We start from the raw sequence: 14,693 nt of genomic DNA, 5'->3' as shown, positions 1-14,693 counted from the left end.
GCCGTGCGGTCGGCCGGACATGGAAGCGCCCGGTTGCTGGCGACGGGGGATGCACCAGCAACCGGGCTACCTGAACGGTAACAAGAGATCTGCTCTGGGCAAATTCGATCTCGGATATCCGGACAGGGATTCACCTGCGACGACGGGGAGTTGTGACAGGAGTCACCCCTCCCCTTCCGACTGACTGGTGGGTCAGCTCAACGTCACCTGGCGGTTGGTGAGACCGCCGCGCGCCCGGCGCTCCTCCGGCGTGAGCGGGGCCTCGCTGTCCAGCGCCGTCGCGAGCCGCTCGGCGAACTCCGCGGCGGGCTTCTCGATGTCCTCGGCGCCCATTCCGGTCGGCAGGTCCCACACCGGGACCGTCAGACCGTGCGCCCGGAAGGATCCGACCAGACGGGTGCCCTCGCCGAGGCTCGACGTGCCGGCCGCGTGCAGCCGGGCGAGCGCGTCGAGAAGCTGCTCCTCGGGGTGCGGCATGACCCAGCGCAGGTGGTTCTTGTCCGGGGTCTCGCACCAGTACGCGCAGTCCACGCCGGAGAGCCGCACGGTCGGGATGGCGGCGGCGTTCGCCCGCTCCAGGGACGCGGACACCTCCGTGGAGGCGTTCTCCGAGTCCGGGACCCAGAACTCGAAGCCCGTGTGCACGATCGGCTCGAATGTGCCGTCGGGGTCGAGGAGGTCCTGCAGGCGCGGCCCGTCGGCGGGGGCGCGGCGGGCCTGGACCGGAGAGCCGGGCTCGGCCGTCAGGGCGCGCTGGAGCGTGTCGGCGAGGTCGCGGCTGATGTCGCCGGACGCGGTGTCGTTCTGCAGGCCGAGGAGGACCGAGCCGTCGTCGCGGCGCAGCGCGGGCCAGGCCATCGGCAGGACGGTCGCCAGGGAGACGGAGGGCACGCCGTCCGGCAGCCCGTCCTTGAGGGGCAGTTCGACGGTCGCCGCCGGGACGAGCTCGCGCAGCGCCACCCAGTCGCCCTCGCCGGGCAGGCCTTCGAAGGGGCGGTGCACCAGCTCGGTCGCCGCGTGTGCGGCGGCCCGGCCGTGACAGGCCTTGTAACGGCGGCCCGAACCGCAGGGGCAGGGTTCGCGGGCACCGACGACAGGGACCTGCCCATCCGTCAGCTGCGGCTGCTTGCCCTTGGTCTGAGGGCGCTTCTTGGCCATCTTGGGTGTCTCCCGGATGCGGCTTTCCAGCGTGGCTCTTCGTACGTCTTGGGCGTACGGGCGCGAGCCTAGCCGCTCACCGTCGAGGCATCGGGTTTCGGCCTCGGTCGGACGGAGCCGTCACCGGGAGCCTCCCATCGGGAGGCGCCATCGGACGGCTTCAGTTGAAGCCGGTGCTCGAAGTCACCGCTCGCGGTCGTCGAAGGGGTCCGCGAACGCGAGGTCGGGTATCGCCGAGCCCGCGGGAGCCGCGACGCGCGTAGCGAAGTCCTCGTGGCAGTGCCCGGCTTGTACGACGACCCACACCGTGACCTCACCGTGGATGTCGTCGCGCACACCCCATGTCTCGGCGAGGGCCGTGATGATGTTGAGCCCACGCCCGCCGTGCGCGGTGACCGAGGGTGTGGCCGGAACGGGGCGGGTCGGGCCACCGCCGTCCGTCACCTCGACCGTCAGCCTGCCTGTCGTGTCCACACGCCAGGCGGCCCGGACATCACCGTCGCCCACCATTCCCTCGCCCAGCGGCCTGCCGTGCCGGCAGGCGTTGCTGAGCAATTCCGAAAGGATCAGTACGGCATCGTCGACGACCGATTCCGGCACCCCGTTCCCGCGCAGTTGATCGCGCATCCGGTGCCTTGCTTCCCCCACGCCCGCCGGGCCATGGGGTACGGCCATGCTCGACGACGCGGGCACCTCCCGTGCCACCACCAACGCCACCCCCGAGACCTCCTTCGCCCCACGCCACGGTGTGAATGCCCCAATGGACTGGACCGGAAACCGGCCAATCCTTGTGCGGTGACGCACTCGATACGATCGAATACGGACCGAACGCGCCGGTGCACACCCCGTGACCGACGGGATCGGGGTTAGCGGCGGCCCAACTGGGACAGCACCTGTTTGGGGCGATTGGTGATGATGGCGTCGACGCCGAGTTCGGCGCAGAGCTCCACGTCCTCGGGTTCGTTCACGGTCCACACGTGCACCTGGTGTCCGGCACGCTTGAGCTTGGCGACGTAGGCCGGGTGATTGCGGACGATCCGCATGCCGGGACCGGCGATCCGGACGCCCGCGGGAAGGCGGCCGTCGCGGTGACGCGGCGAGACGAACTGCATCAGGTAGACCGTCGGCAGGGTGGGGGACGCGGCCCGCACGCGCTGCAGGGAGCGCGCGGAGAAGCTCATGACGCGTACGGGAGAGGGGCCGTCGGCGGGTGGGGAGTCCAGACCGAAGCGCTTCAGTAGAAGAAGCAGCCTCTCCTCGACCTGACCCGCCCAGCGGGTGGGGTGCTTGGTCTCGATGGCCAGCTGGACGTCGCGCCCCGACGCGTTGCTTTCGGCCACGAGCTCGAGGAGCCGCTCCAGGGTGAGGACGGAGGTGTCCTCCCAGTCGGGGAGTTCGTCGGCCTCACCGTGGTTGTTCTTCCAGGAGCCGAAGTCGAGGGTGGCGAGATCGGCGAGCTCCAGGGCCGACACGGCTCCCCGGCCGTTCGACGTCCGGTTCACGCGGCGGTCGTGGACGCAGACGAGGTGGCCGTCCGCAGTGAGGCGTACATCGCATTCGAGAGCGTCGGCCCCGTCGTCGACCGCCTTCTTGTAGGCGGCCAGCGTGTGCTCGGGGGCGTCTTCGGATGCTCCGCGGTGGGCGACGACCTGGATCTGTTGCTGTCGTGCGAGGGTCACCGCGTCATGGTGCCATCACGGGGTACTCGAAGGCTTGCCCAAGGTGTCGCACACAGAGCCGGATCCACAGGATCGGCTTATGGTGCCCTGACAGCCCATGGGAAAAGCTGACTGCAGACAGATGCACAGTTGGGCACAGCCAGGCCGTGACCGAGAACGACAGCGTGGACCGAGGAGAAGAGCTGTGAGCACCGAGAACGAGGGCAACGAGGTACCCCCGGCCCCGTCAGCGCCCCCTGCGCCGGTGGAGTCTCCCGCTGCTTCCGCCGACCCCGTGACGCACGCTTCCGGAGCACCCGACCCCATGACGCCGCCCGCCGCCCCCGGCCAGGAACCGTCGGCGCACCACGCGCACACGCACGCCGGTACCACCCCGGGCGCGCCCTCGCACGCCTCCGGTGCCGGAGCATGGCCGCCTCCGCCGCCGCCCGCCGTCCCCTCGTACGCCCAAGGGGGAGGCTCCGGCTCCGGATGGGGCGCGTCGTACGCGGCGCAGCACCCGGAGGGGTCCAAGCCCGCGGGCCGACGCGGTGGCCTGATCGCCGCGGTGCTCGTGGCCGCCCTCGTCGCGGGCGGTGTCGGCGGCGGCATCGGCTTCTGGGCGGCCGACCGGAACGACAACAGCACGGGCTCGACCACGGTGTCCGCGTCGAACACACCGGCCGACCTCAAGCGTGACCCCGGCACGGTCGCCGACATCGCGGGCAAGGCGCTGCCCAGCGTCGTCACCATCGAGGCCCAGGGCGGCAACGGCGAGGGCGGCACGGGCACCGGCTTCGTCTACGACAAGCAGGGCCACATCCTGACGAACAACCACGTCGTGGCCTCCGCGGCCGACGGCGGAAAGCTCGCGGCCACGTTCTCGGACGGCAAGAAGTACGACGCCGAGGTGGTCGGCCGCGCCGAGGGCTATGACGTGGCGGTCCTCAAGCTCAAGAACCCGCCGTCGAACCTGAAGCCGCTCCCCCTCGGCAACTCCGACAAGGTGGCGGTCGGCGACTCGACGATCGCCATCGGCGCCCCCTTCGGCCTCTCGAACACGGTCACGACCGGCATCGTCAGCGCCAAGGACCGCCCGGTGACGTCCAGCGACGGCGCGAGCAGCAAGAGCTCGTACATGAGCGCCCTGCAGACCGACGCCTCCATCAACCCCGGCAATTCCGGCGGTCCGCTCCTCGACGCGGGCGGCGCGGTCATCGGCATCAATTCCGCGATCAAGCCCGCGGAGAGCGGCGGCGGCCTCGGCGGAGGCGGCCAGTCCGGCTCCATCGGCCTGGGCTTCGCGATCCCGGTCAACCAGGCCAAGTACGTCGCCCAGCAGCTGATCAAGAACGGCCAGGCCGTCTACCCCGTGATCGGCGCCTCGGTCGCCCTGCAGGAGAACACGGGCGGCGCCACGATCTCCCGGGAGGGCGCGAGCGGTACGGAGGCGGTCACCCCGAACGGCCCCGCGGACAAGGCGGGCCTCAAGCCCGGTGACGTCATCACGAAGCTGGACGGCTCGGTGATCGACAGCGGCCCGACCCTGATCGGCCAGATCTGGACCCACAAGCCGGGCGACACCGTCGAGATCACGTACAAGCGCGACGGCAAGGAGCACAAGGTCGACGTGGTCCTGGGCGAGCGCAAGGGCGAGAGCTGACCCGCTACTCTTGTCCCCGCACCGCCCTGAACGGCGGTGCGGGGTGGGTTGCCCGAGCGGCCTAAGGGAACGGTCTTGAAAACCGTCGTGGCGAGAGTCACCGTGGGTTCAAATCCCACACCCACCGCAGCAGGTCAGATGGATTGCAGGTCAGAAGGGGTGTCTCTCACTGAGAGACACCCCTTCTGCGTTGACCTTGTCTCACCCTGACTCGCCGGTATCCCACCTTTGACCAGTACGTATGGGCCATCTGTGGGCCAGGATGGCGCTACTCATCGGCGGCGAGCCCTTGGGCAATGAGCTGGTTTGAGCGCCCCTGATTCCCCTTGAGGATCTTCGCGTAGAAGCGGTAGAGCACGGCGATGCTGTGCCCAGCTCGCGCCGCGACTTCCACAGGGTCGACACCTGACTTGATCCACAGGGATACGCCAGCGTGGCGGAGCGAGTACGGCACTTTCGCCAGAGGTGTTGCCGCATCCTCCTTGGACAGCACTTCGGCACGGGCCGCTTCCCAGAGATCGCAGTACTCGGTGGAGCGAACCCGACCGCCCTCAGCAGCGCGGAACAGACGGCCATCCGTTGCGGTCCCGTGTTCGGCGAGGTGATCCCGCAGCAGCCGCACGAGGACGGGCGGGATCGGCACTGCTCGCGTGGCGCCCCGAGCCCTGCGCTTCAAGCTGCGCGCCTCGTATGAAGCCCCGTCATCAGTCCAGCCCCCGCCCACTTCCGGGCGGCTCTCCCCGAGCAGCAGCTCACCCCAGTGCTCCCGAGATTCCTCGGTGTCCGGAGGCAGCGTGCAGTCCGCACGCTTCAACGAAGCGATCTCAGCGGGACGCATCGCGGCGTAATACAGGCACCCGAAGAACGCTTCGAGGTGGCGACCACGCGGCCCAGAACCCCGCACGGCCTTGAGGAACGAGCGAGCCAGGGCGGGGCCAGGGACGTACCGGAAATCGATCTCGTCATCGGTTTCTGGTGGCGTCCAGTCGACGCGAGGGAGGGGGTTAGCTGACAGGAGCCCTTTCTCCTCGACGGTGTAGCGGAGGAAGTTGCTCAGGACCATGCGCTTTCTGCGGGCCGTGTTCTCTGCTGCCTTCTTGCCGTCCATCCGACGGGAGAGAGCTTCAAGGGCCGGGCGGAGTAGTGCGGGGTCCTCCAGTGCCTTGACCTTCATCGAGTGGCCAGCGATCCAGGACAGAGCTGCATGAATCTCTGCGGGCGGCTCCTCAACCGTGTGGCGAGAGGTCAGCTTGCCGTCAGTGCCCGGCATCGCGCGGAAGGCCCACTGATACAGAGCTGCTCGCAGGACTTTCGCGTCCGGCGCCCCCCGGGTCGTGGTGACGAGGGTCGGCGTGACGACCGCGAGCGCTTCGGCGATGCCGGCGCGATGCTTGGCCGCAGCGCGGGGCCACTTCATGAGCGCGTACGCGGTCGCGTGCTCGAACCAGGTGGGGGAGGATAGAGCGGCCAACTCGCGTGCAGGCAGGCCGGTTTCCTCGTCGAACTGTTCCCGCTCTCGCAGGGCGGTCAACAGCTCTGACTGACGACCTTGTGCCTGGGGCTTGAGCTTGAAGCTCCGCGAGTGTGGGCGGGAACCCACCCTCCAACGCAGTTCGAAAGGCTTTGGGCGTCCTGCGCGCTTGCGGATGGACCAGACATCGACGTCGTACGTGAGCATGCGGCTCCCAAAGGCGAGGGGCCCACCGGATCGGTGGGCCCCTCGGTCGGTTGAGTTGGACTATGCGGCGTTCTGCTCGCAGACCTCCCACCACGCGTCCAGGTCGCGGCGGCATACGCGAACCTGGCCGTTGGGGAGCTTGCGGAGCTTGGGGGCCTTGCCGCGTGCGCGCATGCGGTAGAAGGCGGCGCGGCTCATGCCGATTTCGGTGAGTACTTCAGGGAGCTTGAGCATCTGGGGGCGGGCCATGGTTCAACTCCTTGGCGAAGCGTTCGGGGAGGGGTCCTCCTGAGGGCCGCTACTTCCGCTACCTCCGCTACCTCGCAGGTCAGGGGCCCTGCCGGAGGTAGCGGACGGGGTAGCGGTAGCGGATAGGTAGCGGCAAGTACGACGGCTTGCCGCTACCTCGTTATCGCTGGTCAGGCTAGGTTTTCGGTGCCAGGTAGCGGAGGTAGCGGACTTTCAGGGGGTGGGGGGCAGTACCGCTGCCACGCGTCGTGCAGATCGGCGGCGTAGTAGCCCTTGAGGACCCCGCCACCGGTCTTGATGTTGCGAGAGGCGACGGGGTCACCGTCGGCGGTGACGTACTCGTTGAGCATCCGAGACAGGCGTCGATTGTCGAGAGGCTTGCCGCCCATGTCGGCCCACGGGGCGTCGTCCAAGGCGTTGAGCCGGTCCAGGATGGCGACGGTGGGAAGGCGGTCGATGCCGCTCAGGACGTGATCCCGCAGGTCCGTCAGTAGGCGGATGCCGATGCTGCCCTTGTCGTTGATCCGAGATGCATTGACGAAGGCAACGCAGGCTTCGCGGGCACGGTCTGGCCAGTGGCCCCCGGCCGCGTCAGCGATGGCGAGGAGCGGCTCCCACACGTCGGCGGGCCGGTCGGCGACGCCGTCGGGCATCTCGGGGAAGACGTCGGTGACTTGCTCCTGAATGCCTTCCGCCCACTTGGCGAGGCGGTCACGGATCTTGTTGCCTTCCCGTACGTGGATGCGGGTGCGGAAGGCTTCGACCTTCTCGTTCCGGGCTCGGCGACGCATGCGGACGATGACCGAGCGAGTCATGATCGTGTCGGGCAGCCTGCCGAGCCCTGCGACGGCCACGGCGCAGTACGAGGGGAAAGCCTGTACTTGCTGGTTGGCGCCGTCTCCCACGCACCGGTAGGTGTCGCGGCCCCGTGTATGGCCTGCGTTGATGAACCCCCGGAGCTGCTCGTTCTCTCCTGCCTTGGGGCCAAAAATGGTGTCGATCTCGTCGAACAGGATCGTGGGGCGTCCTCCGTCGATCCCGGAGACGGACCGGAACAGGGCGGCGGCGGATGCGTCCACTGCGGCCATGGCGCGCGGTACGAGCGTCTCGACCACCTCCAAAGCCCGTGACTTCCCCGAGCCCGGTTCGGGACTGAGGAAAGCGAGGCGCGGGGTGGAGTCGAAGGCATCGAGCAGATGGGCGTGGGCGTCCCAGAGCGCGACCGCAACGTATCCGGCTTCTGAGGGGAAGACGTTGAAGCGGCGGTGGAAGGCTTCCACCTCGTCCAGCAGTGCGGCGCCGTCGGTGTTGTCGGTCATGCGGCGGCCCTTCCTTCCTGGGGAGCGCGCAGGGGGCATTGATCGCGGTGGGCGGTGTGGTCGTCGATGAGGGCGAGCACCTTGCCGTGGCCGACTGCGCTGCGGTCACGGCCGCACAGGCACCGTGACGTCGCGGTGGGGATGGCGCCCTTGGGGGCGACGATGTGCAGCCATGCCACGGGGTACCGTCCGTCGCCGGATGGCGGGCCAAGGCGAACAGCAATGGGGACGCCTTCGGCGACGCCCTTCGGCTCGCCCACGGCCGCCGCGTCCACGGGCTGTGGAGCGGCGTACGGGCGGGCGGTGGTTCCGGTGAGGCTCTTAGAGGGGGCGGGGGCGGGGGCGGTCATGCGGCCCGGCCCCGGGGCGAGTTGTGGGTGATCGACCAGTCCAGAGCACGCCGGATCACGTCGTCGTAGTAGCGCTGCGACTCCGTGGCGTTGCCCCCCGCAGCCCCTCTAAGAGCCTGCTCCACCCCGGTGCGCGTGAGGTCGCCGGACGCGATGAACCGACCCAGAGCGCGTGCGGCACGCAGGAGGGTCGCATTGCGGGTGCCGTCGGCGGCGGTGGCCACGTTGTGTACCTCGGCAGCGAATGCCGCGTCCGCATATCGACTGGATTGACCCGGTACGGGCGTTGAGGGCGCCTGCACGGGCTTGCGGGCGGGCTTGAAGATGCTCAGCAGCCAACTGGGCAGTGCGGCCGTCTCAGGGCCGCACAGGGCCTCATAGGGTCCGGCTGGGGTGATGCTGCCCGCTGCGACAACGTAGCCGCCCCACGCACGGGTATCGATCAACGGGGCAATGCTGCCTGCGGTGTTGGTCAGCCGCGCGCCGGACGGAGCGGCGAAGTACAGATGCTGCCCGCCGCTCGCGGTCCGCGTCCGGTAGGTGTGGGGGACGGTGTGGCCGGTGCGCTCGCAGAGCGCGGTGAAGGTCGTCACGCCGCAAGGCGTGTCCGCATTGCTCTTGTCCTTGGGCATGTCGAGATCGACGACCAGCAGCCCGGAGGGGCCGGTGGCGATGCCGACGTTGAACGCGCCGTGCGACCAGGTGGCGCGGATGCGGTCCGCGTCGGTGGTGGCGCGCTGCTCCCACTTGAGGTGGCTGCTCGCGCACACTCCGGTGCGAGGGCAGGAGGCTTCGCCATGCAGGGCGGGGCGCTTGGTGCCAGGGCGGAGCGGGAAGACGTGCCAGCCGCGAGCGGCGGCATCCAGGGCGGCGGCCAACAGGCCCTCTCGCCGGTTGGCGGTGGATTGCGTCATGCTGGATGTCTCCAGTTCTGTGATGAGTGCTGGTGACAAGGGCGGCCCCAGTTCTTTGGCGAGATGCGGGGGCCGCCCTTGGCGTAGCTACTGCTGGTTGTTGGTCTTGGCCCACACCCCGCTCGTGCGGCTGTGGACGTGGCGCCGGTCCTGGTAGACGGGGCCTTCGTAGTGGTGGTGGACATCCGGGGCGGGCTTGGCGCGCTGGAGGAGTCGGGCCAGGGCGAGCACGAGCGCGGTCGGGGCGCCGAACACGAGGCCGCAGACGACCGGGTCGGCGAACTGCGACACGTACATGAGCACGGCGGCGGTGCCGCCGACCATGACCGTGGTGGTGCCGCCCGCGAGCATGAGCACGCTGGCATCGGTGGCGCCCTGGCTCATCGGGGGCCGTCCGGGCTGGGCGACGGCCGGGGTGTCGCCGTGGGCGGGCACGGGGGTGGTGTCGCGGTAGGCGGTGGGCCGGTAGGCGTCGGCGATGATCCGTCGGGCCTCGATGTCGGCCTGTGCCTCGCTCAGTTCGGCGCCCACGGGCGTCGCCTTGGGGGTGGTGTCGGGGTGCATGCGGAATCCCTTCTCAGCATGGTCCGGGGAGGCTGCGGCACCCCCTGAGGGAGGCCCCGCGGGAGGGGGTTGGGGGCGTTGACCTGCGGCGCCTCCCCGCCTCCCCGAAGGGGTGTTTTCGCTGATCAGCACGGGGGAGGCAGGGCAGGGAGGCGGTCGGGGAGTTCTCCCCGCCTCCCCGACCCGGCACGGCTCGCCTCCCCCTAGTCGGCGACGGAAACGGAACCGTCGTCCTCGGGGCGGTTGGCCAGCGCGCGGGCGAGCCGGTCACGGTCGATGACCATGCGGCCGTGCGACTTGTACGGCTCGGCCCCGGTGCCCTCAAGCACGCGCTTGAGGTCGAGGAACGACCAGCCGCCGTAGGCGTCTTCGTTCAGTGCGGCGAGCCGCTTGAGGACGTCTTGGGTGACCAGGCGCTGTGTGTCGCCGACGACGTCGGCGATGTCGGCGAGCGGGTCGCGCTGCTCGCCGCGGTCGATGCTGTTCACGGTGGCCACCCCGTCGCGCAGCAGCTTGGCCCGCTCGGCGATCACTGTGGCGTCCTCGGTGCTGATGTAGTGCGTGCGCACCGTGATGGACGATTGTCCGGCGGGGATGTCGATGCCGTCGGAGGCGATGACCAAGGTGCCCTTGTCCAGACCCTGCCGCAGCAGGTGCGGGGCCGCGCCCCCGTCAACAGCCTTGTCCCCCAGCGCCATACGGGCCTGCGACTCGGTGCCCAGGGCGAGGGAGGCGCGGGTGTGGGCGCCTTCGCGGACCAGCTTGGGCAGGTTCGCGTCGGTGGGGTCCTGCGTGCCCTGCCACAGCAGCACGTTCACCGCGCGGCCCTGGTTGTGGACCTTGCGGCAGCCCATGAAGTACCGGGACGTGGCCTTGGAGCCGCCGTAGGGCCGCTTGTCCTCATCCTTGAGCGGGCACATGAACGCGACCTGCGCCTCATCGACCACGAGCAGCAGCAGCGGGAACTCCGTGCCGGGCGGGGCCTGGAGGCGGCGGTTCATCTCCTCCACCCCGGACTCGACCATCTCGGTCGTCTTGATCACGTGCTCATCGGTCGGCCCCTGGATGAGGACGGTGGCCAGGCCCTCGAACATGGCCCAGTCCCCCGCGCCCTTTAGGTCGGCGATCCGGAATTCCACCGATCGGCACAGGGCGAGCCACAGGACCAGCGCCCGGAGGGCTGCGGTCTTGCCCTGGTTGGACAGACCCGTGATCAGCAGCATCCGTTGGAACAGGCTCAGCAGCGCCGCATCCCCGCGCAGGTCCTGCCCCCAGGGGGCGCGGCCCTTGGCGTAGTCGGCCGTCATGGACTCGTCAGTGACCAGCGGCGACGGGCCGATCGGCTCATCCAGCGCCCCGGAGTCGGCGATCCACAGCCGGACGGTGCGGGCCGCCTGGGGGATGGTGATGAACACTTCGTGCTCGTGCCGGGTGAGGTTCTCCGCGAGCTTGCGCCGCTTGTTCTGCACCTCCACCGTCGACACCCCGGAAGGAAGCGTGACGTCGACTTCCACGCCGCATCCGGCGATCCGGATCGGACCGAGCATCGCGGCCCCGGCATCGCCCATCTCCTTGATGGCGTTGCGCAGGGCGGGCACCCCGAGATCGCGCAGCGCCTTGACCACGATCGACGGTGTGATCGGCTCACCCTCGCCGTTGCGGACGCCTGCGGGCAGCGCCCACGCGGGAGCAGCCTGCTGCTTTCGTCCCACGGACCACAGCGTCAGCAGCACCAGGAACGGGCCGATCGTCAGGGCCGGACCCCACACGACCTGCACGATGTGGATGAGCAGGCCAATGAACTCGATCGTGGCCGCGAGCGGGGTGATGACGTCGGCGACATTCCCGTTGTTGATCGCCATCACGATGCCGAGCGCGACCAGGCCCCCGATGCCCATGCCGGTGCCGACCAGCGCGCCCTTGGCCGCATCTACGGGCGAGTGGAGCAGGTCCATGCGGCGGCGATGGCGTCCGTCGCGGAAGCGCTGCAGGCGCTCCTCCCATTCCTCGGCCACCTCGTAGTTGCCGGCCGCTTCGGCGGCCCGCAGCATGCGCTCGTAGCGGGAGCCGGTGCGGCCGTCCCAGGTGCGGCGGGCCACGATCCGCGTGCCGCCGACCACGTACATGCTGTGGCGGGCCATGGCACGCGCGGCCGTGGTGGTGCGTTCGTCGGTGGCGATGCGGCGCATCGCGCGCCCGGAGCGCACCCACAGCGGCACGAGGGGCGCGGCGGCGGGCTCGGGGACCACGCTCAGCGTGGTCACGGTCGCGGTGTCGGCGGGCGGTTCGGGGTTCTTGTGCAGGTGAACGACGTTGTCACCCATGACGGAAAGACTCCTGACTACCCCGTGCGGGGCGGGAAGTTGAGGGGTGCCGGGGGCGGCGGTGCAGGGGCCGCCCCCGGCAGGGGCGCGCTCAGAACCAGCGGGATTTCTTGGGCACGCGGTTGGGGCAGCCGTTGACCATGTGGGCGATGCACGGCTGGCAGTCCTCGCGCGGCTTGAGGCGGCGGTGGATGCTCTTGTCGTGGGCGTGCTGCCAGCACTGCGGGCACTCACCGGGCGGGGTCGGTTTGGCGGCCATGGTCAGAACCACCCCGACGACTTCTTGGCGACCTTGGTGGTGGCGGCCTCGTTCACCACGCGTTGCCGCTCGACCTGCAAGGCGGTGATCTCGGCCTGGAGACGGGTGGTGGCCGCGTTCCAGGCGGTGTCGGCCTTCTCCTCGCTGCGGGCGCCGCTGCGGTGGCGTGCGATCTCGTACGAGCCGCCCGCAGCGGCGGCGAGGATGGCGCGTCGCTCGCGGCCGGTGAGCGGCCACATTTGGCGCTGCTGGGCGGCTTCGAGCTTGCGGGTCGTCTGCCGGATCTCGCGGTCGATGCGGCGGGTGTCGGGCTTGGCCATGGTCAGCCCCTCCTCGGGGCGGTGCGGTTGGCGTCGGCACACAGCACGCACATGCCGAGCGAGACGGGCAGGCAGTAGCTGTAGATGACCCCGCACTCGGGGCAGGTGCGGCGGGCGAGCATCGCCAGCGCGAGCGCCCCGCACTTGCGGGAGGTCATCGGCCGCACGGGCTTCGCGCGGTCGACGTAGTACAGGTAGGCGATGGCCGCGCCGCTCTTGCGGCGGCGTGAGCGGCGCATGAGCTGGGCCGCTATGGGCTGACCGCCCGGACGCAGCCCCTGCGCGCGCAGCTGGCGGCGTGTGGCGAGCCCGTCCGGGGCGTACTTCCACGGGTAGGTGGGCACCCCGTAGCGGGCCCCGGTGGGGTCGAAGCACTCGGCATAGGCGGTAGGCATCAGGCCACCGCCTCAGCGCGCTCAGCCCGTAGCGTCTCGCGCAGCATCCGGGCGTTCTTCGGCGAGGTGTGCACCGCCAGCCGGATACCTTCAGCGGTCAGCTTCTCGTCCGGCCAATCGGCGGTCGCGGTGCGCGCCTCAGCGAGCAGCTCGTCAGGCGTGCGCTTACGGCGGGGCGGTCGGGCAATCTCCGGCACTCGACCGGTCGCCCGACGCGGGCGGGTCGACTCTGCGGCCACCGCCCGCGACTCGATCGACGCCACCGGGGTCGGCTCGATCGCCGGGGCGGCGGACGGCACGGGCTTGAGCGGCATCGCCGACTTCAGGAACCCGACCGCCACCGGAGTCGGCAGCGCCACGGGGTTCGTGGTGATCGGCTCGGGGGTGGATTCGGGCAGGTCAGCGGTAGACCGATTGCTCACGATCTCAGCCGATTCCTCCGCATTTAGGGCAGGAGGGTCGATCGGGGTGGGGCGGTGGTGCAAGACCTTGGCGACCAGATCGGACCCGAAGTAGATCGACCCGACCGGCAGCGACGTGGCCAGCAGCACCAGGGCCCAGTTGGCGGGGTCCCAGTCGGCGAGCCGCCCCCAGTCGACAGACCGGCCATGCAGGTCCGGCACCAGGCCGTGCACGTAGTTCAGGACCAGCGAGGCGAGCGTGTAGGTGCCCAGCACGCGCAGCGCGAACGTCCGGTCCCGCCCGGCGAGGACCAGGGTGGCGACCAGGGCGAGCGCCATCAGGCCGTCGACCACGAACGGGTAGAGCGTCGCGGCCGTATCGTCCGCGCCCACCGCGCCTGCGATGTCGCGCAGCGCGTTCCAGGAGACCCGGAAGGCCATGGCGACCACCGCGACCAGCGCGGCAATCAGGAGGACTTTGCCCTTGCGGTTCATGCCGCGCCCCCGACCGCGAGCAGCGCGGCCAGGACGAGCAGCGCCCCGCCCGCGCAGACCAGGTCGACCGCGCGCTTGAGGCCGGTGAACTTGGCGACCGCGATGCGGGACAGGCCCGCGATATCGGCGCTCAGGTCCGTGGCCAGGGTGGCGCTGATCTCCTCGGCCGTGAGCGTGGCCCACAGCGGGAAGCCGTGACGGCCACCGAGGTTGGGGCGCACTGACCGCAGCAACAGCGCCGCCGCAGCGAGCAGCAGCGCCATACCGAGCCCGCCCACCAGGTAGGCGGGGGCGGTCAGGGGGGCGTCCTTGGCGACCGTCCAGGTCCCGGCGAGCAGCGCGCCGACGAAGGCGAGCAGCAGGCTGGTCTTGGTGTCGGTCCGGGCGATCTCGGCCTTCACCTCAGCGTGCGCGGCTGTCAGCTTCGAGTCGATGGCACTCACGCGCCCACCCCCGGCAGCACCGTGGCGGTGGCGTTGGCGAGGGTCACGCGGGCGGCCAGGGCCTTGCGGCGGGCCCGGCGAAGGCGCCGTGCGTCCAGCTCGTTCGGCGTGCGGTCAAGGGTGATGATCTGTGCGTCCAGCAGCTCGACGTCCGCCAGGATGACGGGCATCTCCTGCTCGATCGCGTCCAGCTCAGCGGCCGTGGGCTCCATCCACGGCTCGAAGGCGGTAACAGCGTCCTGAACAGTGACGATGTGGTCCATGGGTCGTGTTCTCCCTAGAAGTAGAGACGGCCCGAAAAGCGGCCCCGGTGTTCGAGCACCGGGGCCGCGCGCCGTTGAAGTCGGGACATCCGGCTCCCCTCAGCACTGCTCGTACGAGACGAGCAGCGGAGGCAACCGGCCGCAGCACGGGATGTGCTGCGAAGGATTGGATCGCGCTGTACATCACGCGGGAACCCGCGTGGCCGCCTACTTGGCCGAGGAGAGGCGGCGTGATCCCCA

General features: G+C 70.0%; 17 protein-coding genes and 1 tRNA gene. 2 read left to right on the top strand and 16 right to left on the bottom strand.

Annotated features, from left to right (window positions below; translation table 11 throughout):
• Positions 1 to 192 precede the first annotated feature (192 nt).
• The 3 genes from AB0I66_RS25470 to AB0I66_RS25460 all read right to left on the bottom strand — a co-directional run bounded on the left by AB0I66_RS25470 (position 193) and on the right by AB0I66_RS25460 (position 2,837).
• Positions 193 to 1,158: a DUF5926 family protein gene (locus AB0I66_RS25470; RefSeq protein WP_363210256.1), complete on the bottom strand. Its 966-nt coding sequence runs from the start codon at positions 1,156 to 1,158 to the stop codon at positions 193 to 195.
• Between the two features lie 183 nt (positions 1,159 to 1,341).
• Complete coding sequence (locus AB0I66_RS25465) at positions 1,342 to 1,962, bottom strand: ATP-binding protein (RefSeq protein WP_363210255.1); 621 nt, start codon at positions 1,960 to 1,962, stop codon at positions 1,342 to 1,344.
• Positions 1,963 to 2,024: 62 nt separating this feature from the next.
• Positions 2,025 to 2,837: a glycerophosphodiester phosphodiesterase gene (locus AB0I66_RS25460; RefSeq protein ID WP_363210254.1), complete on the bottom strand. Its 813-nt coding sequence runs from the start codon at positions 2,835 to 2,837 to the stop codon at positions 2,025 to 2,027.
• 184 nt (positions 2,838 to 3,021) lie between these two features.
• On the opposite strand from AB0I66_RS25460, the gene AB0I66_RS25455 reads away from it, so the two are divergent.
• Positions 3,022 to 4,479 (top strand): trypsin-like peptidase domain-containing protein, encoded by a 1,458-nt coding sequence (locus tag AB0I66_RS25455; RefSeq protein ID WP_363210253.1) that lies wholly within the window; start codon positions 3,022 to 3,024, stop codon positions 4,477 to 4,479.
• Positions 4,480 to 4,521: 42 nt separating this feature from the next.
• Positions 4,522 to 4,606 (top strand) — tRNA-Ser (locus AB0I66_RS25450).
• Positions 4,607 to 4,747: 141 nt separating this feature from the next.
• On the opposite strand, the gene AB0I66_RS25445 is transcribed toward AB0I66_RS25450, so the two are convergent.
• From AB0I66_RS25445 to AB0I66_RS25385, 13 genes are all read right to left on the bottom strand, one after another.
• A complete protein-coding gene (locus AB0I66_RS25445) occupies positions 4,748 to 6,157 on the bottom strand; it encodes a site-specific integrase (protein WP_363210252.1) in 1,410 nt (469 codons plus the stop codon).
• 60 nt (positions 6,158 to 6,217) lie between these two features.
• Complete coding sequence (locus AB0I66_RS25440) at positions 6,218 to 6,406, bottom strand: helix-turn-helix domain-containing protein (RefSeq protein WP_363210251.1); 189 nt, start codon at positions 6,404 to 6,406, stop codon at positions 6,218 to 6,220.
• 170 nt (positions 6,407 to 6,576) lie between these two features.
• Positions 6,577 to 7,725, bottom strand: coding sequence for a DUF3631 domain-containing protein (locus tag AB0I66_RS25435; RefSeq protein ID WP_363210250.1), 1,149 nt, complete (start codon positions 7,723 to 7,725; stop codon positions 6,577 to 6,579).
• Entirely contained in the window at positions 7,722 to 8,075 is a 354-nt protein-coding gene (locus AB0I66_RS25430) for a hypothetical protein (protein ID WP_363210249.1), read from the bottom strand. Before AB0I66_RS25430 ends, AB0I66_RS25435 begins: the two co-directional genes overlap by 4 nt.
• A complete protein-coding gene (locus AB0I66_RS25425; protein ID WP_363210248.1) occupies positions 8,072 to 8,989 on the bottom strand; it encodes a bifunctional DNA primase/polymerase in 918 nt (305 codons plus the stop codon). The genes AB0I66_RS25430 and AB0I66_RS25425 overlap by 4 nt, the downstream gene beginning before the upstream one ends.
• 87 nt (positions 8,990 to 9,076) lie before the next feature.
• Positions 9,077 to 9,553, bottom strand: a complete 477-nt coding sequence (locus tag AB0I66_RS25420; RefSeq protein ID WP_363210247.1) for a hypothetical protein — start codon at positions 9,551 to 9,553, stop codon at positions 9,077 to 9,079.
• Between the two features lie 203 nt (positions 9,554 to 9,756).
• Positions 9,757 to 11,877: an ATP-binding protein gene (locus AB0I66_RS25415; RefSeq protein WP_363210246.1), complete on the bottom strand. Its 2,121-nt coding sequence runs from the start codon at positions 11,875 to 11,877 to the stop codon at positions 9,757 to 9,759.
• Between the two features lie 91 nt (positions 11,878 to 11,968).
• Complete coding sequence (locus tag AB0I66_RS25410; protein ID WP_363210245.1) at positions 11,969 to 12,136, bottom strand: pRL2-8; 168 nt, start codon at positions 12,134 to 12,136, stop codon at positions 11,969 to 11,971.
• A gap of 2 nt (positions 12,137 to 12,138) precedes the next feature.
• The gene (locus AB0I66_RS25405) at positions 12,139 to 12,456 is read right to left on the bottom strand and encodes a hypothetical protein (RefSeq protein WP_363210244.1); all 318 of its coding nucleotides are present in this window, start codon (positions 12,454 to 12,456) and stop codon (positions 12,139 to 12,141) included.
• A 2-nt stretch (positions 12,457 to 12,458) separates the two neighbouring features.
• Positions 12,459 to 12,851: an RRQRL motif-containing zinc-binding protein gene (locus tag AB0I66_RS25400; protein ID WP_363210243.1), complete on the bottom strand. Its 393-nt coding sequence runs from the start codon at positions 12,849 to 12,851 to the stop codon at positions 12,459 to 12,461.
• Positions 12,851 to 13,747, bottom strand: coding sequence for a DUF2637 domain-containing protein (locus AB0I66_RS25395; protein ID WP_363210242.1), 897 nt, complete (start codon positions 13,745 to 13,747; stop codon positions 12,851 to 12,853). The genes AB0I66_RS25400 and AB0I66_RS25395 overlap by 1 nt, the downstream gene beginning before the upstream one ends.
• Positions 13,744 to 14,190, bottom strand: a complete 447-nt coding sequence (locus tag AB0I66_RS25390; protein ID WP_363210241.1) for a Pycsar system effector family protein — start codon at positions 14,188 to 14,190, stop codon at positions 13,744 to 13,746. The genes AB0I66_RS25395 and AB0I66_RS25390 overlap by 4 nt, the downstream gene beginning before the upstream one ends.
• A complete protein-coding gene (locus AB0I66_RS25385) occupies positions 14,187 to 14,453 on the bottom strand; it encodes a DUF6284 family protein (protein WP_363210240.1) in 267 nt (88 codons plus the stop codon). The genes AB0I66_RS25390 and AB0I66_RS25385 overlap by 4 nt, the downstream gene beginning before the upstream one ends.
• Positions 14,454 to 14,693 lie beyond the last annotated feature (240 nt).

This window comes from Streptomyces sp. NPDC050439, from assembly GCF_040655335.1.
Taxonomy (GTDB): Bacteria; Actinomycetota; Actinomycetes; order Streptomycetales; family Streptomycetaceae; genus Streptomyces.
The sequence above is the reverse complement of the archived record's forward strand: the minus strand, read 5'-3'. Positions and strand labels throughout refer to the sequence as shown.